Source organism: Rhodococcus sp. H-CA8f (assembly GCF_002501585.1).
GTDB lineage: Bacteria > Actinomycetota > Actinomycetes > Mycobacteriales > Mycobacteriaceae > Rhodococcus_F > Rhodococcus_F erythropolis.
Window position 1 is genome coordinate 5,246,890 of the sequence record NZ_CP023720.1, and the last position, 19,864, is coordinate 5,266,753.

The window sequence follows — 19,864 nt, forward strand, 5'->3', positions numbered from 1 at the left end:
GTAGGCTACCCAGGAACGTGAAGGTGCGCTCCCGCCCTGGTCAGACCTGTTCCCACGGACCGAATTCGAGCAAAACGTCGATTGCCGTCTTACCGTCCTGCGGCCGAACGACATGTTCGAGGGCGTAGACCCTCGATCCCTCCGCGGCGCGAGCGAGATCGGAAATACCGGGCAGGATGGTCGGTTCGGGTGGGCCGCCAACACCACGGTGGAAGTTCTCGATCGAATGCCCCAAGTAGAGGACGCGCCCGCCTGGCGTCAGCCACTCCCCGACGCGTTTGAGCGTGTCGGCCAGCTCGTCGACCTCGAGGTGAAGAAAGCTGACCAACACCAGGTCAACTACCCCTTCCGGTTGCCACGTAGTCGCGTCGCCGATCTGCCAGTCGACAGCCTTGTCCAAGTCACTCGCCCGTGCCAGATCGATCGCCACCGACGAGTAGTCGACGGCAGTCACCGACCACCCTTGCCCGGCCATCCACCGCGCGTGACGGCCGTCGCCGCAGGCCAGATCGATCGCAGTGCCCGGCTTCAGGCCGGCAATTCGTGTTGCGACGGTTCCCGCCGGGTCGATTCCCCACGGCTCCGTCACCGCTCGGTATCGCTCATCCCAGTCGTGTGCGTCCATGATCACTGCTCCTCGTGGTTCGTTTCACCGCGGTTAGTTTCACTGTCTCCGATCAGACGGTGCAACGAGCAGCATAGAGAACCCTCGAACGTGACAGACGTATACCCCTGGGGGTATACAGGTGACGGTTAGGAATACCCCCACCCGTATCAGGAGCGAAGATGCCAGCGACCAGAACAGTCACCGCGGACCCACCCGCCCAATCCGACGGCATGCTCGCGCGCCTCGGTCGATCGATGGCGGCGCACACCCGCCTCGTCATCGGCGTCTGGTTGATCGCGTTGGTCGCACTCGGCGCCGCAGCACCCAGCGTCTTCACCTCCCTGGCCGGCGCAGGTTGGCAGGCAAACGGATCCGAATCAGTGCAGGTTCGCGAGTTGGCCGAGCAGCATTTCGGTGGAAACTCCTCCGCTGCAGTGCAGGTGGTCGTTCACTCGAATTCTCTGCCCATCACCGATCCGTCGATGCAGCAAACGCTGGCGGCGGCAACGGAAATCTTTTCCGCGGACCCTCGTTTCGGCGAAGTGGTCGCCCCGCAGACCGGCATGACCATCAGCCCGGACGGACATACCGGCATCATGATCGCGGGCGCCAACGCAAGTACCGACGAGATGGTCAGTGCGGTAGACGAACTCGGCAAGGAACTCACTGCATTGTCCACGGACACCATCGAGGTGTACCCCACCGGCGCGTCGGCTTTGTGGAGCGATTTCAACAAGGCCAATCACGAAGCGATGATCAAGGCCGAAATGATGTCGTGGCCCGTCACTCTCGCGATCATGGTGTTGGCCTTCGGCTCCCTGGTTGCCGCAGGACTCCCACTGCTTCTGACACTCGCAGGTCTGGTCGCTTCGGCGGGCGGGCTTGTGATCCTCAACGAGATCACGCCGATTTCCGTGTGGGCCATGAACTTCGCGATGATGTTCGCTCTCGCGCTCGGCATCGACTACGCGCTCTTCCTCGTCGCCAGGTTCCGGGATGCATTGCGAACCGATCCGGATCCGCGGGCCGCCGTGGCTCAAACGATGGACACCGCCGGCAAAGCTGTTGTCCTCTCCGGCCTCACAGTTCTGGTCAGCTTGTCTGCGGTGCTCATCGTTCCAGCCCCGGCCGTACGCACGATGGCTGTCGGAATTATGCTCGCTGTGATCTTCGTTCTCGCCGCAACACTCACCCTGCTACCTGCCGTGCTCGGCCGGATCGGCGCCAAGGTCAACGGCGGTTCACTACCGTATGCAAAGCGCCAGCAGCACCACTCCCCGATGTTCGCAGCTTGGGCTTCCCTGCTGCACAAGCACCCGTGGCCTTTCGGCATCGGCGCCGTGATCGTCCTTATCGCCCTCGTCGTTCCGGTCTTCGGACTGAAGGTTGCAATGCCCTCCATCGCCGTGGTTCCCGAGGACGCCCCGGTTCGACAGGGATACGAATTGGTGCAGCAGCAGTTCGGTGACGGGGCACCCGGAATGCTGCAGATCGTCACGTCCGCCGACGATGCAGCCGACACCTCGCGTCTTGCCATGAGCGTGGATGGCGTGGCCATGGTCACGCCAGCGCAACAAGCGGGCGACGGATCCGATCTGGTTATGCTGCAAGCAGTTCCCACCGTCGACCCGTCAGATCCTGCGATGGAAACCATCCTTGCCGACCTTCGGTCGCAACTGCCGGAATCGGCGCTCGTCGGCGGCGCTCCGGCTGAAAATCTCGACCTTCAGCAGGCGCTCGACGACTACCTTCCCTTCGTGGTGGTCGTGATTCTGACGCTCGGATTCCTGTTGCTGCTGATCGCCCTCCAGGCACCTTTGATCGCCTTGATCGGCACGCTGGTCAGCCTGCTGTCCACTGGGGCCGCATTCGGAATCGCGAAGTTGATTTTCCAGGACGGCCACGGAGCAGGCCTGCTCGGCTTCGATCCCCAGGGGTTTCTCAACGGGTGGGGTCCGGTCTTCTTCTTCGCCATGATCTTTGCCATCGCGATGGACTACACCGTGTTCCTGCTCTCGAGCGCCAAGGAGCACTACGAACGCACAGGTGACCCCGAGACCGCACACATCGACGGCCTCGCACATTCGGGCCGGGTCATTGCGGCGGCAGCAGCGGTGATGGTTGCGGTCTTCTTCACTTTTGCGCTCGCAGATCCCTTGCCACCCAAGGAAATGGGCATCATTCTCGGTGTAGCTGTCCTCCTGGACGCAGTGCTCGTCCGCTTGGTGCTGCTGCCCGTTCTCCTGCGCCTCAGCGGCCGGGCAGCCTGGTGGGCGCCGGCATGGTTACGACGCGTCCTGCCGAACATCAGCTTCTCGCATGGCTGACCGTGTACCCGACATCACTGTCTTCCTGATACCCCCAGGGGTATGATGGAGACAAGAGAAATCGAAGCCAACGACATCGAAGCCAATGGCACCGAAGCCGACGACAAGGAGCGGGCAATGACAACACCCACAGAACCGATAGCGATCGCAACCAAGGTCACCGGAACTTTCGACGACGTCGTCACCCGAACTCGTGCTGCTCTCGCCGAGCAGGGCTTCGGCATCCTGACCGAGATCGACATGCAGGCAACACTCAAGGCGAAGCTGGACGAGGACATGGAAAAGTACCTGATCCTGGGTGCCTGTAACCCGCCGTTGGCCCATCGGGCAGTTTCGGTGGATCGCCAGATCGGCCTCCTGCTGCCGTGCAACGTTGTCGTCCGCGAAGATACGACTACCGAGAATTCGTTCTTCGTCGAAGCGATGAATCCCGCTCTCATGGTTCAGGTTTCCGGCGAACCAGGCCTGGAGTCCGTGGCAGCCGACGCCGCCGTCAAGTTGCGGGCAGCCGTCGACTCGTTGATCTGACACCGCAGCCGGATCAAACACTGAATCAAGCAGTGACATGCCCCCAGGGGTACCCTCGGTCGCAGCACGAACACTCGAGAAGGGGCCACCATGACCGGCGACGAAGAGAGCATTGCGCTCGTACTGAACAGACTGCGGCGTGCTCACGGCCAACTTGCCGGGGTCATCTCGATGATCGAGAACGGCCGCGACTGCAAGGACGTCGTGACGCAGCTCGCAGCCGTGTCGAAGGCGCTGGACCGAGCAGGGTTCAAGATCGTCGCTTCCGGGCTGCGTGAATGCCTGAGCGGTGACAGCGCGGAAGGTCAGGAACCGATGACCGAGGCCGAACTCGAGAAGCTGTTCCTGGCACTGGCCTGAAATATGAGAAGGGCCTGACCTGCAGTCAGCAGGTCAGGCCCTTTCTCGCATGCGGAAAACTACTTCGCCAGGAAGTCGATCAGCACCTTGTTCACGGCCTCCGGACGCTCGAGGTACCCGTAGTGTCCGGCGTCGGGAATCTCTTCGAACGACGCCGTCGCGATGCAGTCCGCCACCTCGCGGGAGAGGTAGGGCGGGATCATGCGGTCGTCGGCGAAAGCGACGGACAGGCAGGGGCGCATGATCGACTTGTACGCGCCCCGTCGATCGAAGGCGCGGTCCATACCGAGCTGCGCGCGAACACCCGGTGACGTTGCGCCGCCGGTGAACTCGAAGATATCCATCCAGTCGCGCGCGGAGTGATCGTCTGCCAGCGTGGCCGGCGAAAGGTTCATCACCGCGGTCACTGCGGCACGGTATTTGGCCGGCAGAGCGACGCCACTGTCGAACAACTGGCGCTCACCCTCGGTCAGGACCTGCTGGAAATGATCCATCCGGGCGTGGCCGGCGAGGAACACTGCTTTGCGAACCAGATCGGGCCTGGCGAGCGTCAGTTCCTGCGCCACCCGGGCGCCCATCGAGGTTCCGATGACATGGGCGGGGCCGCCACCGAGGTGCTCGATCAGTCCGGCGGTGTCCGCAACCATGTCGGGCATCGTGATGCCGCCGAGGCTCTCGCCGGACGGTGCGATTCCGCGGTTGTCGAAGGTGCAGACTCGGTAGCCGGCGGCCACCAGCGCCGGGGTCTGGTGCAGATCCCAGACGCGGCCGGGGCTGCCGGTCCCCATGATGAGCACCACCAGATCTCCATCACCCTTGACCTGGTAATTGATGGGGATTCCGTTGATTGTGGCGACCGTCATGTCAGCCTTCCTCCTCGTACGTGTGATCAACAATTTTGGTTGGATAGCCTAAGCTGATGGGCGGTCGTGTGACCGCAACCCCAGCCCATGCTCGTCCAGGAGGACCCCCGTTGAGAGTCGCTACGCTCGGATACCAAACCTGGGGCCACCGTACCCTGCAGGCCTTGATCGACTCCGATCACGAGGTCGTGCTGGCAATCACACACCCGAAGAGTGAGCACGTCTACGAACAGATGTGGGCGGACTCGGTTGCAGATCTGGCGGCCGAGAACGGTGTATCCGTTCACGTGGCGAACAAGCCTGACGACGCCTTCAAGGCCGCGCTGGCCGAAGCAGCTCCCGACATCATCGTCGCCAACAACTGGCGTACCTGGCTGCCTGCGGAGGTCTTCGACGCACCTAAGTACGGCACCCTCAACATCCACGATTCGCTGCTGCCCAAGTACACGGGATTCTCCCCGCTCATCTGGGCTCTGATCAACGGCGAAGAAGAAGTCGGCCTCACGGCGCACCTGATGGACGAGGAACTCGATGCGGGCGACATCGTGCTGCAGCGTTCGACGACGGTCGGCCCGACCGACACCGTCACCGATCTGTTCCACCGCACGATCGACATGATCGGCCCCATCACACTCGACGCCCTGGATCTGATCGCGTCCGGGCGGACCGACTGGACGCCGCAGGACCGATCGCAGGCCACGTTCTTCCACAAGCGTGCACCACAGGACAGCCACGTCGACTGGTCCTGGCCGGCCGAGGTCATCGAGCGTTTCGTCCGGGCACAGTCCGATCCGTACCCCAACGCTTTCGCGGAGTTCAAGGGCCAGCGCATCCGCATCCTGAAGGCGTCCGTCTCACGCGGGCACTACGGAGGAACCCCCGGCCGAGTGTTCATTCAAGAAGATGACGGCATGGTGATCGTCGCGGGCCCCGACGCATGGTCGGGCAAGAACAAGGGACTGCGGATCGAGCGCGTCCGACTCGACGACGGCAGCGAGTACACCGCCGCCGAGTTCTTCCCCCACGGCGGCGGGTACCTCACCTGATCGTCTGATCAGACCCCCTCAGTACAAACCCCAGTACAAACCCCTCAGTCGCGACCTTCCCAGGCCGCCCACAGTTGTGCGTAACGCCCGCCCGCGGACACCAGTTCGCGGTGCGGGCCTTCTTCTACGATCTGTCCGTGTTCGAGCACGATCACTCGGTCGGCGCCCGCAGCCTGTGTAAGCCGGTGTGCGACAACCAGAGTGGTGCGGCCCTCCGTAGCGGCGTCGGCAGTCGCTTCCAGTTCCCGTGCTCCGGCGCTGCCCGCCTCCGCTGTTGCTTCGTCCAGTACCGCGACGGCCGGGTCGGCCAACACCAGTCGCGCCAAAGCCAACTGCTGCGCCTGTGCCGCCGTCATCTCGTGCCCGCCTTCGCCCACGACGGTCAGCATTCCCTCGTCGAGAGCCTCCACCCACTCGTACGCGCCGACCGTCCGCAGTGCCGCGGCTACGTCCTCGTCCGAGGATTCGGGCGCGGCCAACCTCAGATCCTCGATCAGGGGCCCGGCAAAAACATGGACCTCCTGACTCACGATCGCGATGTGGCGTCGTAGGTCGTCGAGGTCGGCAAGCGGGACACCACCGATCGACACCCGCCCCGACGTCGGAGTGATCGAACCGGCGGCGATCGCCGCAAGCGTCGTTTTTCCGGCTCCGGTCGAACCGACGAGCGCCACGCGCTCCCCCGCTCGCAAGGTGAGGCTCACTCCGTGGAGAACCTCATGGCCACCGTCGTAGCTGTGCCGAATGTCGTCCAGACGCAGCGAACCGTCGGCCGGAACGGAACCTGCATCCGTCGAAGGCTCCGTTTCCTCGATCTCGACGACGCCGACCAGTCGCGCGAGGCTGGCGCCGGCCGACTGCACTTCGTCGAAGGTGTAGAGCAGCGAGCCGATCGGGTTGAACAGGCGATGGAACAGCAGAGCAGCAGTCGTCGTCTGGCCTACTGTCACGACGTCCTCACGGACCAGTAGGAATCCGACGACGAGAATCATGGACAAGCCCACGAATTCGGCGCGGTTACCGCGACCGGCGAACCTCGTGAACAGGCCGAACACGCCGACGGCCAGATCACGCGCTTTTGCCGACGCCGTATCTATCTGACCGAGGTGTTCCTTCTCGAGGCTGTACGCGCGGACCGTCTTGGCACCCTGGAGGCTGCTGATGAGCGCTTGTGAACGAGCGCCCATCGCTACCCGCTCGGCAGCGTAAATGGGAGCCGATCGCGGCAGGTACCACTTGAGCGCCAGCGCGTACATCGGCAGCGCGACCATTCCGGCGAGGCCGAGGCGCCAGTCGAGTCCCAGCATGGTCACCATGCTCAGAGCCACGAGCAGAACTGCTGCGATCATGCCGGGAACCACGTCGGACACGGCCTTGGCGATCACCGACACGTCGTCGCCGACTCGTGAGAGCAGATCGCCCTTGCCGACCTTCTCGACGGTCTGGATCGGCAGGCGCAGTGCCCGGTCCACGGTTCGCTCGCGCAGGTCCGCCAGAATCGTCTCGCCGAGTCGCTTGATCAGATAGGCGGCCACACCGGTGAACACACCGCCCACGATTGCGGCGGCGGCGATGATCACGACCACCCCGACGATCGTCGACGTGGGCGCGTTGTCCCGGACCCGGTCGACCAGGACACCGAATACGTAAATCGGCACCAAGGCCATCGCCGACGCCGAAGCCGCGACGATCAGGACCAACAGGCTCTGCATCCGGTGTTCGGCCAGCGCTGCTCGCAACCACTTCCAGGTCTGTCGACCACCCGCGATCGGCAACAGTTCGCGCTCGGTCACCTTCTCCGCGTTCTCCCCGGCCGGCATATCGGTTGTCATGTCCGTGGCCGTCACCGCAGCACCGCTCCTCGGTAGTTCGCGTCGCCGCGAGAGAGTTCGGAATGTGTGCCGATCGAGGCAATCACTCCGTCGTTCAAGACGATCACTCGATCCGTCACAGCCAACAAGGCGGGACTACTGGTGATCAATACCGTCGTGTGGATGCCACCGGCACCCTCGTGCCGCAGTTCTGCGATTCCTTCGGCGATAGACGCCTCGGTCACCGCGTCCACTGCCGTAGTCGGATCGTGCAGGACCATCACGGGTGCCTGTGCCACCAAGGCGCGCGCGAGGGCGACGCGTTGTCGCTGACCTCCCGACAAACTGGCGCCTCGATCGGTCACTTCGAGGTCGAGACCGTCCGGATGTGCGTCGACGACATCCGCCGCTGCCGACGCTGCCAGAGCGCTCTGAATGTCTAGAGCAGCGGCGTCACCGGCGCCCGCAGTGACGTTCGAGGCGAGGGACCCGGAGAACAGATCGGTGATGTGCGGCTCCACCAACACCGTCCGACGCGCCAATCGCAAGTCCATGTCGGACAGGCTGATTCCGCCAACCCTCACCACTCCGCGATACGCGTCCTGCGCCAGCTGACCGGACAGGACCGCGACAAGAGCGTCGGCGTCCTGCGGCTGGTAAGCCACGACGCCCAGCAGTTCTCCGGCAGGCAGGTGCAGGTCGATGCCCTTGAGCGACTTGTACTCGACGCCGTCGAGGGTCAGGTCGGTGCCTTCGAGTTCGGTCTGCGACCCCGCGCCCCGCAGTGGCTCTGCGTCCAAGACCAATGCGAGTCGATCCGACGACGCCCGCGCCACCGCGAAGTATCCGGGAATGGACGCAAGCAATCCGAGCGGTTCGATGATGAACTGCGCAAGCCCCACCACGGTGATCAGTTCACCGACCGTGATCCGGCCCTGCAAAGCGAAGTATCCGGCGAAGCCCGCAACACCGACTGCGAGCAACGCACTGACGGTCGCGGCAACGCCGGTGTAGATACCGGTCGCCTTGGCCGTGCCGATCGTCGACGCGAGCGCCTGACGGCTGACTGTGCGATAGCGAGCCGACGCGGTCTTCTCACCACCGATACCGCGCAGTGGACGCAATCCGCTGACCAGATCCGTAGCCATCGCCGACGCCCGCGCGATCGACGCCTGCTGACCGGTGGCCCTCGACGTGATGAGCGGCGCCGCCAATTGCAGCAGACCGAGAATGACCGGCGTTCCGATCAGAACGGCCAATCCCAGCCAGAGGTCGATCCACACCAAAGCCACGGCCGACGCGACCGCAGCCGTCAGGGCCGCAGCCGCGCGCGGGACGATGTCCGCGATCCACGAAGTCTGCTCGGCGTCCGATGTCGAAACAGTCAGCAGTTCACCTGAACGCAGATCGGTGCGCACCCCACGCGGATCGAGGACGCGGTGCGCCACCTCGAGCCGGAGGCGATGAGCCTCCTGCTGCATCGCGGTGACGATGAAGCGTGCACCGAAGCGCCACGCGGCCGTCAGAACGAGAAACAGAGCCGCGAGACCGACGATGGAGACGATCAGGGCCGTGGTGTCCGAAGTCTCCACCGCACGGTCGATGATCACACCGATGGAGATCGGCACCGCCGTCTCGGTCAGTTGGTGCAGACAGACCAGAACCGTGCCGATAGCGAGCGGGCGACGGTTGCGGACGAGGACGCGTCGCAAAATCGCAGCACCGCTGTGATTGCCACTATCCGGCTCGTCCGAGTCGACGGTCACACTCGAGGGGGTCGAACTCATGGAACTCCAAGCATCGATGGAAGCGATAAAGTTGAGTACAGAGATAAGTAAGTCGACCCTAATACATGAGCAACTAGCGTCGACACGCCCAGTTCTCATAGAGTCGCGAGTAAGAAACATTGCTTGCGCCGTGCAGGCAAGCACGAGAGGAACATGATGGCTGAGAACACGACCGTCGAAACCGAGATCGCGGACGAGGAAATCGAGACCGTCGCCGAGGAAACAGCGCGCATGGCGCAGCACGTTGTCGCTGCATACGCGGAGGATGCCGACGAGTGCAGGATGCTGCTCTCGATGCTCGGTATCTCTCCCGCCGCCAAGCTCGACTGAATCTTTCCCTCACCGACCGAGAAGGAACCACGTGCCTGTCAGTCCGGATTCGACCAGTTCAACCCTTTCTGACAGCGCACTTGCTTCTTCGACCGGTGACACCGTGTCCGGGCAGGCTGAGTTCGTCGTCGTAGCGAACCGCCTGCCCGTCGACTTGGAACGGCTTCCCGACGGCACCACCCGCTGGAAGCGAAGCCCCGGTGGACTGGTCACCGCTCTCGAGCCGATCCTGCGCAGCAATCAGGGCGCGTGGGTGGGCTGGGCGGGCGTGCCCGACGCCGATCTCGACCCCATCGTCGAAGACGGACTCGAGCTCTACCCCGTGCCGCTGAGCGCCGAGGAGATCAACGAGTACTACGAGGGGTTCTCCAACGCCACCCTCTGGCCGCTCTATCACGACGTCATCGTCAAACCCGAGTACCACCGCGAATGGTGGAACGCCTACGTCGAGGTGAATCGGCGGTTCGCCGAAGCCACTTCCAAGGCAGCGGCTCAGGGCGCGACCGTCTGGATCCAGGACTACCAGCTGCAGTTGGTACCGAAGATGCTGCGGATGCTGCGCCCCGACCTCACCATCGGATTCTTCCTGCACATTCCGTTTCCCCCGGTCGAGCTGTTCATGCAGATGCCGTGGCGCACCGAGATCGTCGAGGGCCTCCTCGGCGCCGACCTCATCGGCTTCCACCTTCCGGGTGGCGCACAGAACTTCCTCTACCTGGCCAGACGCCTTGCCGGACAGCAGACTTCACGCGGAACAGTCGGCGTCCGCTCCAAACTCGGTGTGGTGCAAGTAGGTTTCCGTAGCGTCCGCGTCGGTGCATTCCCCATCTCCATCGACTCCGGCAAGCTCGACGAACTCTCGCGCACCAAGGCAATTCGAGACCGCGCCAAGCAGATTCGCAAAGAACTCGGGAACCCCAAGCACATCATGCTGGGCGTCGACCGCCTCGACTACACCAAGGGCATCGACGTCAGGCTCGCCGCACTCCACGAACTTCTCATGGAGAAGCGCATCGATCCCGCCGACACGGTCATGGTGCAGTTGGCGACCCCGAGCCGCGAACGCGTCGAAAGCTATGTACAGATGCGCGGAGACATCGAGCAGAAGGTCTCCCGGATCAACGGCGAGTTCAGCGAAGTCGGTCGCCCCGTCGTCCACTACATCCATCGGCCGATCCCCCGCGACGAACTGGTCGCGTTCTTCGTCGCTGCCGACCTCATGCTGGTCACGCCGCTGCGTGACGGTATGAACCTGGTCGCCAAGGAGTACGTCGCCTGCCGCAGTGATCTGGGCGGCGCATTGCTGCTCAGCGAATTCACCGGCGCTGCAGCAGAACTCCGTCAGGCTTTCCTGTGCAATCCCCACGACCTCGACGACGTCAAGGATTCGATGGAGAAGGCCCTCAATCAACCGCGAGAGGACGGCCGACGCCACATGCGTGCGCTACGTCGTCAGGTCCTGACCCACGACGTCGACCGCTGGGCACGCTCGTTCCTCGACGCGCTCGCGCACGGCGGTGCCGCAGGTCCGGCGCTGATCGCCCCGGCCGAGGCACAAGACCACTGAGGACAGTGCACAAAGGCTGGGGCCGCGGAGAGTGAATCTCCGCGGCCCCAGCCTGTTTCATGGCCGGATCCAGCCCTTGGTGTGTTTGATCAGAAGGGTTGGACGTTGTTCACGAGCCAACGCCCGTCCTGCTTCTCCAGACTCATCTTGACGCGACTACCACTGGCGACGGCTTCGGGTGATTCCGAAGACGTGGTGATCTGATTGAGGAACAGCATCGTCGTCGCACTGTCCGCCTCGGCGTCGAGAACCGCGGCGCCCTGGACGACTACCTGAACGGTCAGCGACTTTTCCTTGGCTCCCGGAATGATCACCGATTCGATCAGGTTGGTGAACGTGCCCTGGAAATCGCCCGTCAAACCGTCTGTGGCCCCGTGCAACTGCTGGTCGACGTTGTTGTAGTCGTACTGGAACATCGCAACCGCCTGATCGGAAGAGGCCTGTGCCACTTCGTCTCTGGTCTGATCGATCGCCGCGATGTCACGCGTTCCCCCCGGACCGAAGTAGAGATACGCCGACACTGCCGCCAACGCGATGGCCACTGCACTGATGACGCACAGAACGATGGCGAGCGGTGAGACGCGCTTGGGCTTGGACGTCTCGGGGATTACTTCTGGGGTCATGGCACAAACTCCACATTCGAGGCAAGCAACTGCCCGTCGACGTCGCACATGGTGATTCGGAGTCGGTAGTTGCGTTCAGCGGGCGCTTCGTCGCCGTTCTTCTGCATCGCACGCACCGCGACCAATGAAGTCCCGCAATCGCCGTCGGACTTCTCGAACCCGGCTTCGAGCACCTCGCCGTCGGTCTGAACTCCGGCCTGCCCGAGGACGTTGACAAACGAATCCTTGCGTCCGTCGAACTGCGACTTGAACTCGTCGGTGGTGCCGGCGAGGAACTTGTCGAGGTCGGCAGCCGCTGTATCCGCGTGCAGTGTCGTCAGATTCAGTGCGGTGGTCCGGGCACCGGCCACGTAGCGGGCTCGGTCCTCGTCGGCATTGGACGCCTTGTTCCGGTCGACGAGAAGAAACACCGTCAGGGCCGCAAGAGCAACAGCGATCACCGAAGCAACGGCGATCCCGACTACCAACCCGGCCTTGGGCTTCGAACGAACAGGGGTGTCCACAGCAGTTTCTGCGGGGGTTTCGGCGGTACCGGTCGGCTCAGCCTTGGTCGCGACCTGATCACCGCTGACGACCTTCTCAGGTGGAGTATCGGGCTTGCCCAAAGCAACTGGCGCCGCCACCTTCTGCTCAGCCGCCTTCTGCTCAGCCGCCGTCTGCTCAGCTGGCTTCTGCTCAGCCGACTTCTGTTCGGCCGACTTCTTTTCGGTGGGCACTACTACCGCGGCAGCGTCTGCATCCGCACCCGTGGGTCCGGCGCTGCGGGACGCGCGACGGCGCACCCGCTGCCCGGCCTGTGGATCTTCGTCTGTCATCAACCCTGCTGACCCTTCATGAACTGTTCGAGACTGACGTCGCCGCCACCGAGGTTCGGTTGCGAGTACGTCCTTCCGTCCGGCCCGATGTACGTGCCTGTAATCGGATCGTACCGACGAGCCGAGACCGAAGGCGTCGACGTGTACGAGCTCGGGGTCGCGGTAATCGGTTCCGGAGGCCCGGATTGCGGGTTCGTGCCCATCGGTACGTAGCCGGAGCGGCACTGTTCGACCGTCGGCGCACGACGTCCCGGATACTCCTCGCAGGGAAGGTTTCTCGCGCCGCGCACGGCGATCGGCGAATCCTGGGCAACCTGGCAGAAGAGATCCGACGGCGTCTCGATCGGTGATTCGTCCTTCGGACTGCGCCACTGCTCTGCGGGCAGGAATCCTGTAGTGCACGGCGGCGGGTCGTTGACCTCCATGTGGAAGTCCACCAGTGCACCATCCGCAGCCGGGCCGGAGCCTGCCACCGTGACCAGCGCTGCGGCCAGCGGCGGGTAGATGACCAGAATCTGCTCGATCGCGTTGTTGTAGATCACGCCGACCTGTCCGACGGACACGAGGTTCGCCAGAAGAATCGGCAATGTCGGCTGCATGTCTTGCAGAAGAGCATTCGCCTCCGCCGCTGCGGCCGGACCCTTCTGGATGACGGCACGAAGATCAGGGTCGCTGGCTCGGAGCTGGTCGGTGAACGTCACCAGATTGCTTGTCCAGGAACGGATGGCGTCGCTGCTGACCACCTGAGTGTCCAGGAGTGGACCGGCCTGCTCGATCAGCGTCTTGGTCGCGTCGGAGTTGTTGTTCGCCTCCTCGACGAACAGCCGAGCCGAGTCGATCAGCTTCTGCAGATCCGGGCCGGCACCGTTGAACGCCTTGAAGGATTCGTCGATGACGGTCTTGAGCTTGGTGTCGGAAATGCTCTGCAGCAACAGATCTGCCTGATCGAGCATCGCGCCGACATCCTGCGGAATGCTGGTTCGGTCTTCGGGAATCACCGATCCGTTTTCCAGATGCCCGTCGACCACGATCGCTCCGGAGCTGTCGGTGTGCGGAATCAGATCGACGAACTGCTCGCCGATCGCCGACACACTCTTGACCGCAGCATCGACGTCCGACGGAACCTTGACGCCACTCTCGAGAGACAGTCGCGCATTCACACCCGTCTCCGAGAGCTCCACCGCGTTCACGACACCGATGGTCTGACCGCGGTAGGTGACGTTCGAATTCTTGTACAGCCCACCGGTGGCGGGCAATTCGACAGTGACGTCGTAACGGCCGATACCGACCATCGCCGGAACACGCACGTACTGAGTGGCCATCACGATCAAACCGACGACCGTCAAGACGGCGAAGATGGTGAGCTGGATACGGACGAACTTTGTGAGCATCATGGTGCCGGTGCCCCCTGAGGAAGTCCTGGAATGTTGATCGGCGGAAGTCCCGGAATCTGAATGGTATTCGGATCCGCTGCCGGGGCCTGCGCAGCGGGAGCCTGTCCGGCGGGAGCCTGGGCCGGCGGTGCGGCAGGCTTGAGCGGATCGCTCAACGGGTTGCCTGTCTGTCCGGCGAGCCCGGCCTGCTTACCCAACACACCTTCCGGGCCGGAGAGTGTTCCGGCCAACGGAGTTCCGGTGAGGAAGTTCGCGTCGAGTCGGGGCAGCGAGATGTCGATGGTCATTGCCAGGTTGGCGTAGTCACCGCGGATGACGTTGTCGATTCCGTTCTGTGGGAACGGGAACGTCAAGAGGACTCCGAGAACTTGAGTGAGAGCGTTACCCGAATCCGCCAAGGCCTTCAGAGTCGGCGAAAGAGCCCGAACGTTGGTCGCGAAATCGTCGCCGCTCTCCTGGATGACACGGCTCGCCACCTCGCTGAGACCACCGAGGGAGGTCAACGCGGTGGTGATGTCCTGACGCTGAGCGACAAGAATCTCGAGTGCCGGCGGAATACCTTCGAGCGCTTTGTTCAAGGTGTCGTGCTGTGCCTGGACGGTCGAGGACAGTCGATCGAGTCCTTCCATCGCCGAAACGATGTCGCCTCGTTGCTTGTCCAGACTTCCGACCAGCTGATCGAGCTGAGGCAGGAGGTCTCGAACGGAATCTTCACGCCCACCGAGAGCGGCGTTGAGTTCCTTCGTGATGTCCTGAACCTGAGCGAGACCGCCGCCGTTGAGAACAACGGACAGCGACGACAGCGTCTGTTCCGTCGTCGGGTAAGCGCCCGCCCGCTCGATGGGAATCAAGTCACCGGCTTCGAGTCGGCCCTCGGGCTCTTCTCCAACCGGCGGTGCCAACTCGATGTGCTGAGAGCCGAGCAAGCTGGTCTGGCCGATTTTCGCCGTCGCGTTGGCAGGCAACTGAACCTCGGGATTCAGCGACACCGTCACCAGAGCGTGCCAGCCCTGAACCTCGATGTTCGAAACGCTTCCCACTGCAACGTCATCCACCCGAACGGGCGAATTCTGCGACAGGGTAGTCACGTTCGGCATCTCGATCTGGACCTCGTATGCGCCTTCGCCCCGGCCCTGAGTTCCTGGCATCGGCACAGAGTTGAGACCGTTCCATTCACAACCGCTGGCGCCGAGTGCCACTGCCGTGGCCAACACGGCAACCGTGGTCTTGCGAGCTACCCGCATCAGTTCCCTCCGCCCATGTTGAAGAGTTCGGCGAGATCCTTGGGAACACTCGTCATGGGAGCACCTGACATCGGTCCTGCGACAGTTTCCGGCTGATTCTGACTTGCCGCTTCCAATCCCGGTTCGGTGTAGACGATCTGATCCGGGAAAGCCTGCACGCCCGCGACCGGGTTGAACAGGAATCCGGGGTAGTTGCCGATCATCGTGCTGAGCACCGGCCCGAGGTACTGCTTACACAGGTCGGCACTGTTCTGGGAGTTACCACTGTCGATGCCTTCGATGGAACCACAGATCCACTGGATTGGATTCTTGAAGTTACTCAGTGCAATTGCGCCGGTCATGCTGCCCTGAGCCGGTTTGTAGATCTGATAGAAGTTGGCAAGCGACGTCGGTCCGGAGTGCAGAACCTGCTCGATCTCCGGGCGCTTGTCCGTCAGTACCTGGGTGGCATCGGCCAGACGCGCGACCGATTCGCTCAGTCCCTCGCTGTTGTCCTTGACGAACCGCTGAACGTCGCCCACCGCCAGGTCGAGATCGCTGAGGGCGGTGCCCAACTCGTCGGAGCTGCTTGCGAGAACGCTTGTCACCGAAGCGAGGTGACCGCTGAACTGCACGATCTGCTCGTTGCTCGAGGACAACGCAGTGACAAACGCCTGCAGGTTCCGAATGGTGGAGAACAAATCGGTCCGGCCTTCGGACAGCGTGTGCATCGTGGCCGAGAGTTCGCGCAACGTCGACCGAATGGACTCACCGTTACCGTCGAGGTTCGTTCCCACGGTGTCGATGAATCGGCCGAGGGAACCCTGATCGTCCAGACCCTCCGGTCCGAGTGCGTCAGACAGTTTGGTCAGTTCGGTCTTGATCTCGTCCCACTCCACCGGAACGGCGGTGCGCTCGATCGGGATCTCGCCGCCATTGGGCATCTGTTCCCCGCCGGAATACACGGGGGTCAATTGCACGAAGCGTGCGGACACGAGGCTTTGAGCAACGATGAGCGCCTTGGCATCTGCCGGAACGTCGACGCTCGAGTCGATCTTCATCTCGACGTACGTGTCCCGATCACGCGGTTCGATCTTCGTCACCTTGCCGACGTTGACACCGAGCACTCGCACGACGTCGCCCTCGTAGAGACCTGTCGTCGAGACGAAGTGCGCGGAGATCTTGGTCTTGCCCAGGCCAGGGATGAAGAGGTAGGCCGCACCCGCCACGAGCAGCGCGACCAGCACACCCGCTCCGATCAGCACCCACTTCTTGCGTGGGTTGGTGGAGCCCTGTGAATCCTGTGAAGTCATGGTCTCGGTCATTCTCCCGGCCCCCTGATCGTCGGTGGAATGCCGGGGAAGAAGTCTTCCAGGTCGCCCGGAACCTGCTCGGGCGCGACGCTGGTGTCCACCAAAGTCTTCCACCAGTTACTCGGCAGAATGTTGATGATGAAGGCATCGAAGAACGGGCCGCTGGCCACGGTCTCGCCGAGCGCGGTGATGTACGGTCCGAGGCCGTCGAGCGCCCCGGCGATGTTGTCCTTGTTCTGCTGAAGAACCTCGGCGACCGAATTCAGCTTCTCGAGGGTCGGCCCCATCTGAGCCTCGTTCTCCTGCACAAGCGCTGACAGTTGACGTGAGACTGCACCGGTGTTGACGATCAGTTCGCTGATCGCGTCACGCCGCAAGCTGAGTTCGGCAAACAGCTTGTTGCCGTCAACCAGCAACGAATCGATCTGACCGCTTCTGTCGGAGAGGATCTTGGTGACATCTTCGGCCCGCGAGAGCAATTGGAGCAGGCTCTCGTCGCGCGAGTTGATGCTCTGCGAAAGCCGCGTCATTCCGTCCAACGCGGTGCGCAGTTCGGGCGGAGTATCGGCCAGCGTGTCCGAGATCGCGTTGAGCGAATCGTTGATCTGTTCCGTGTCGAGTTCGGACACCGTGGTACCGAGGTCGCCGAGCGCGTCGTTGAGCGAGTACGGGGAGTTGGTGCGCTCGATAGGAATCGGCGTGTCCGTGCGCAGCAGTCCGGATCCTTCCGGCCGCACCGCCAACGACTTTCGGCCGAGAACCGTGTTGGTCTTGATGTCGGCCGCGGTCTGCTCGCCCAGGGCGACGCCGTCCTGAACGGTGAAGGTGACCAGTACCTTCTGGTCGTCGAGTTCGACGTCGCTGACCTTGCCGACATTCACTCCGGCCATGGTCACATTGTCGCCGGCGACCAGGCCGCCGGCATCTTGGAAATACGCCGAGTAGCGAATGCCGCCGTTGATGAACTGGAGTTGATCGTATTGAAGCGTGGCACCCACGGTTGCCACCGCCAGGACGAGACCGATGACACCGATCTGTACCGGATTGCGTTCACGGGTAGGGGTCATGAGACTTTTGCGCACCTTCCCGTGTCCTGGACTGCCGTGGGCAAGATGATCGTCGTTCCGTCAGGTCCGGAGAACTTGAAAGTGTTGGCGCACAGATAGAACTGGAAGAACGCTCCGTACGTGCCCACTCGGATCAGCTTCCGGTAGTCGGACGGCAGACGACCGAGAGCGGTATTGATGTCGTCCTTGCCCAGGTCCAGCTGCGTCATCGTTCGGTTGGTCTCCCCGATCAGGGTCTGGATGTCCGGACGTGTCGCCTGCAGCAGCGATGCGAGATCTCCGGTCGCGCCGGCGATCTCGGTGATCGAATTACCGATCGGGCCACTGTCCTTCGCCAATCCACTGACCAACTGCTGGAGCTGATCGATCGTGGTGGAGAACTGATCACCCTTGTCGTTGATCGTGCCGAGTACGTCGTTGAGGTTGGTGATGACGTCCCCGATCAGCTGATCTCGGTCCGCCAACGTGCTGGTGAACGAACTGGTGTTTCCCAGAAGCGAAACCAATGTTCCACCCTGGCCTTGGAGTACTTGGAGCAGGGCCCCGGAGAGGTCGTTGACCTGCTGGGGGTCGAGAGAGCGAAGCAGCGGCTTGAATCCGCCGAGCAGCAGATCCAGATCGAGCGCGGGCGACGTCTGGTCGACTGGAATCGATCCACCTGACGAAAGCGTCTCGGTGGAACCAGCGCCCTCGAGCAGTTCCATGTAGCGGTCGCCCACCAGGTTCTCGTAGCGCACAGTCGCTTTGGTGCTCTTCATCAGTGAGTACTTGGTATCGACGTCGAACTCGACCTCGGCCTGGTTGGAGTCACCGATGGACACTCCGGTGACCGACCCGACCGGAACACCGGCGATACGTACCTTGTCGCCGGACTTGAGTCCCGAGACGTCCGAGAAGGTGGCGTGAAATCCGTTGCTGCTGCTGAAGCGCACCTGACTGAAGACGATCGCCAGTCCGGCGAAGATGACCGCCATGACGACGGTGAAAATCAGCAGCTTGACCGTGGTCGGTCTCATCACTTCCCGTCTTCCTGCTCGTAGGAGTCACCGAAGAGATACTGGAAAATAGTCGGCACGGTGACGCGCAGTTCGGTGTTGGGAACGAAAGGCACGTTGCCGGTGTTGGTGACTGCGAACGGGGCATGCCCGTCGACCTTCGGATCGAATTCGGGCAGACCATAACAATTGGGTCCACCGGAGGCCGCGACCTTGGGGAGAGATTGCGGGTTCTGGTACGCCTCGGCGCCGTACATGAAGCTCGCGCTCAGCATCAGTGCCGCTTTGTCCCCGGTGCCTGCCAGCGGCTCGAACTTGATCCGGCCGTCGTTCAACCCGACGATGAAGCACGTCAGACCCGACGAGTACTTGTCGAGCAGGGTCGTCGTCGCGGTCAGAGTGTCGAGGGCGGTGGTCAGGTTCTGCTCGTTGTCGGTCAACAACGCGTTGCCGGTGTCCGCGAGGCCGGTGACGTTGAGCAACAGCAGGTCGAGGTTTGCCTGCTCCGCCACGATCGATCCGCTTGTCGCGGTGGCGTTGTCGAGGATGCGCATCAGATCCGGTGCCACGTCGGCGTACAGGTTGGTGACATCGGCGGCGCCGACCAAGTCTTCCTGGAGCTGCGGCAGAACCGGATTCATCTTCTTCAGATAGGTGTCACCGAGCTCGAGAACCTCACCCAGCGACTCGCCGCGCCCGTTGAGTGCAGTGGAGATCGCGCCGAGTGTGGCGTTGAGCTTTTCCGGTTCGATCTTCGCGAGTACGTCCGAAAGATGTTCGAAGACACTGTTGAACTCGACGGTGACGCTGTCCGAGGCGATGACAGCACCCTCCTGGATCGGCTGGGTCGACGGATCGTCGGGAATCACGATGTTGACGTACTTCGCACCGAACACCGTGGTGGTCTTGATTTCCACCCGGGCGTTCGACGGAATCTTCGACATCTGGCCCGGATCCATCGCCAACTTCAGGTTTGCCTGGTCGCCGACGAGGGAGATCGATTCGACGCGGCCGACCTGCACTCCGCGCAGCTTCACCTTGGCATTCGGTTCCATGACCAGGCCGGCACGCGTGGACGTCACAGTGATGGGCGTGCTCTTGGTGAACCCACCCGAGAACATGGTGAGAGCAACGGCGACGATCGCCACGAGTCCGAGGACCAGGCCGGCTGCGGCCAACTTCTTGTGCCATCTGGGTACGGTCATCGC

At 62.7% G+C, this 19,864-nt stretch carries 18 protein-coding genes; 6 read left to right on the forward strand and 12 right to left on the reverse strand.

Going from position 1 to position 19,864, the window contains the following annotated elements:
• Positions 1–40 precede the first annotated feature (40 nt).
• The gene (locus CPI83_RS24365) at positions 41–625 is read right to left on the reverse strand and encodes a class I SAM-dependent methyltransferase (RefSeq protein WP_097388244.1); all 585 of its coding nucleotides are present in this window, start codon (positions 623–625) and stop codon (positions 41–43) included.
• Between the two features lie 161 nt (positions 626–786).
• Between CPI83_RS24365 and CPI83_RS24370 the strand changes: the two genes are divergently transcribed.
• From CPI83_RS24370 to CPI83_RS24380, 3 genes are all read left to right on the forward strand, one after another.
• On the forward strand, positions 787–2,934 hold the full coding sequence (locus tag CPI83_RS24370) for an MMPL family transporter (protein WP_097387839.1): 2,148 nt from the start codon (positions 787–789) through the stop codon (positions 2,932–2,934).
• A 117-nt stretch (positions 2,935–3,051) separates the two neighbouring features.
• Positions 3,052–3,462, forward strand: coding sequence for a DUF302 domain-containing protein (locus CPI83_RS24375; RefSeq protein ID WP_020968512.1), 411 nt, complete (start codon positions 3,052–3,054; stop codon positions 3,460–3,462).
• A 90-nt stretch (positions 3,463–3,552) separates the two neighbouring features.
• Positions 3,553–3,822, forward strand: a complete 270-nt coding sequence (locus CPI83_RS24380) for a metal-sensitive transcriptional regulator (RefSeq protein ID WP_007734349.1) — start codon at positions 3,553–3,555, stop codon at positions 3,820–3,822.
• Between the two features lie 59 nt (positions 3,823–3,881).
• On the opposite strand, the gene CPI83_RS24385 is transcribed toward CPI83_RS24380, so the two are convergent.
• On the reverse strand, positions 3,882–4,685 hold the full coding sequence (locus CPI83_RS24385) for an alpha/beta hydrolase (RefSeq protein WP_020906324.1): 804 nt from the start codon (positions 4,683–4,685) through the stop codon (positions 3,882–3,884).
• A gap of 110 nt (positions 4,686–4,795) precedes the next feature.
• On the opposite strand from CPI83_RS24385, the gene CPI83_RS24390 reads away from it, so the two are divergent.
• A complete protein-coding gene (locus CPI83_RS24390) occupies positions 4,796–5,731 on the forward strand; it encodes a methionyl-tRNA formyltransferase (RefSeq protein WP_097387840.1) in 936 nt (311 codons plus the stop codon).
• A gap of 44 nt (positions 5,732–5,775) precedes the next feature.
• On the opposite strand, the gene CPI83_RS24395 is transcribed toward CPI83_RS24390, so the two are convergent.
• Positions 5,776–7,551, reverse strand: coding sequence for an ABC transporter ATP-binding protein (locus CPI83_RS24395; protein ID WP_097388245.1), 1,776 nt, complete (start codon positions 7,549–7,551; stop codon positions 5,776–5,778).
• A gap of 23 nt (positions 7,552–7,574) precedes the next feature.
• Positions 7,575–9,329 carry an ABC transporter ATP-binding protein gene (locus tag CPI83_RS24400; RefSeq protein ID WP_020968509.1) on the reverse strand — a complete coding sequence of 585 codons (1,755 nt, stop codon included), beginning with the start codon at positions 9,327–9,329 and terminating at the stop codon, positions 7,575–7,577.
• A gap of 153 nt (positions 9,330–9,482) precedes the next feature.
• Between CPI83_RS24400 and CPI83_RS31070 the strand changes: the two genes are divergently transcribed.
• Entirely contained in the window at positions 9,483–9,659 is a 177-nt protein-coding gene (locus tag CPI83_RS31070) for a hypothetical protein (RefSeq protein WP_019747006.1), read from the forward strand.
• Positions 9,660–9,762: 103 nt separating this feature from the next.
• Positions 9,763–11,226 carry a trehalose-6-phosphate synthase gene (locus tag CPI83_RS24405; RefSeq protein ID WP_020906320.1) on the forward strand — a complete coding sequence of 488 codons (1,464 nt, stop codon included), beginning with the start codon at positions 9,763–9,765 and terminating at the stop codon, positions 11,224–11,226.
• Positions 11,227–11,315: 89 nt separating this feature from the next.
• On the opposite strand, the gene CPI83_RS24410 is transcribed toward CPI83_RS24405, so the two are convergent.
• From CPI83_RS24410 to CPI83_RS24445, 8 genes are read right to left on the reverse strand one after another with little or no spacing between them, the layout of a single operon-like run.
• Positions 11,316–11,849, reverse strand: a complete 534-nt coding sequence (locus tag CPI83_RS24410) for a twin-arginine translocation pathway signal (RefSeq protein ID WP_097387841.1) — start codon at positions 11,847–11,849, stop codon at positions 11,316–11,318.
• Positions 11,846–12,664, reverse strand: a complete 819-nt coding sequence (locus tag CPI83_RS24415; RefSeq protein WP_097387842.1) for a hypothetical protein — start codon at positions 12,662–12,664, stop codon at positions 11,846–11,848. The genes CPI83_RS24410 and CPI83_RS24415 overlap by 4 nt, the downstream gene beginning before the upstream one ends.
• Complete coding sequence (locus tag CPI83_RS24420) at positions 12,664–14,058, reverse strand: MlaD family protein (RefSeq protein ID WP_019747002.1); 1,395 nt, start codon at positions 14,056–14,058, stop codon at positions 12,664–12,666. The genes CPI83_RS24415 and CPI83_RS24420 overlap by 1 nt, the downstream gene beginning before the upstream one ends.
• The gene (locus CPI83_RS24425; protein WP_019747001.1) at positions 14,055–15,302 is read right to left on the reverse strand and encodes an MCE family protein; all 1,248 of its coding nucleotides are present in this window, start codon (positions 15,300–15,302) and stop codon (positions 14,055–14,057) included. The genes CPI83_RS24420 and CPI83_RS24425 overlap by 4 nt, the downstream gene beginning before the upstream one ends.
• Positions 15,302–16,606 carry an MCE family protein gene (locus CPI83_RS24430; protein WP_019747000.1) on the reverse strand — a complete coding sequence of 435 codons (1,305 nt, stop codon included), beginning with the start codon at positions 16,604–16,606 and terminating at the stop codon, positions 15,302–15,304. The genes CPI83_RS24425 and CPI83_RS24430 overlap by 1 nt, the downstream gene beginning before the upstream one ends.
• Positions 16,603–17,661, reverse strand: a complete 1,059-nt coding sequence (locus tag CPI83_RS24435) for an MCE family protein (RefSeq protein ID WP_021342936.1) — start codon at positions 17,659–17,661, stop codon at positions 16,603–16,605. The genes CPI83_RS24430 and CPI83_RS24435 overlap by 4 nt, the downstream gene beginning before the upstream one ends.
• Positions 17,658–18,677 carry an MCE family protein gene (locus CPI83_RS24440; protein ID WP_019746999.1) on the reverse strand — a complete coding sequence of 340 codons (1,020 nt, stop codon included), beginning with the start codon at positions 18,675–18,677 and terminating at the stop codon, positions 17,658–17,660. The genes CPI83_RS24435 and CPI83_RS24440 overlap by 4 nt, the downstream gene beginning before the upstream one ends.
• Positions 18,677–19,861 carry an MCE family protein gene (locus CPI83_RS24445; RefSeq protein WP_003945815.1) on the reverse strand — a complete coding sequence of 395 codons (1,185 nt, stop codon included), beginning with the start codon at positions 19,859–19,861 and terminating at the stop codon, positions 18,677–18,679. The genes CPI83_RS24440 and CPI83_RS24445 overlap by 1 nt, the downstream gene beginning before the upstream one ends.
• Positions 19,862–19,864: the final 3 nt, after the last annotated feature.